We start from the raw sequence: 523 nt of genomic DNA, 5'->3' as shown, positions 1-523 counted from the left end.
TGACGGCGCGGTTGCGGGCCGCGGCCGGGCGGGCGGTCGCGGTGGGCGGGGCCACGGTGGCCCAGGCCGCCCGCGATCACGGGCTGTCCTGGCCGGTCGTGTCCGCGGCGTTCGCCGAATTCGCCACCGCGATGCTGCCCGCCGGGCCGCAACCGGTGAGGGCGCTGGGCATCGATGAGACCCGCCGAGGCCGACCGCGGTTCGCCCCGAACCCCGAAACCGGGCTGTCCGAGCAGGTGGCTGACCGCTGGCACACCGGGTTCGTGGACCTGACCGGCGACCAGGGCCTGCTGGGGCAGGTCGAGGGGCGCGCCGCCGCCGACGCCGGGGCCTGGCTGGCGGCTCAGACTCCCTCCTGGCGGGCAGGGGTGCAGATCGTGGCGATCGACATGTGCTCGGCCTACCGGGCCGCCGTGCGCGAGCACCTGCCCCACGCCACCTTGGTGGTCGACCATTTCCACGTGGTGCAACTTGCCAACCAGATGGTGTCGAGCGTGCGCCGCCGGGTGACCGCCACCCTGCG

1 protein-coding gene is annotated in these 523 nt (G+C 75.1%); it reads left to right on the top strand.

Translation table 11 applies throughout. From position 1 onward, the window contains the following. Window positions 1-523, top strand: a 523-nt coding sequence (locus KME75_RS42370) for a transposase (protein WP_219420737.1), incomplete at both ends; no start/stop codon positions are given.

It is taken from the genome of Pseudonocardia nigra (assembly GCF_019396355.1).
Lineage (GTDB): Bacteria > Actinomycetota > Actinomycetes > Mycobacteriales > Pseudonocardiaceae > Pseudonocardia > Pseudonocardia nigra.
The sequence above is the reverse complement of the archived record's forward strand: the minus strand, read 5'-3'. Positions and strand labels throughout refer to the sequence as shown.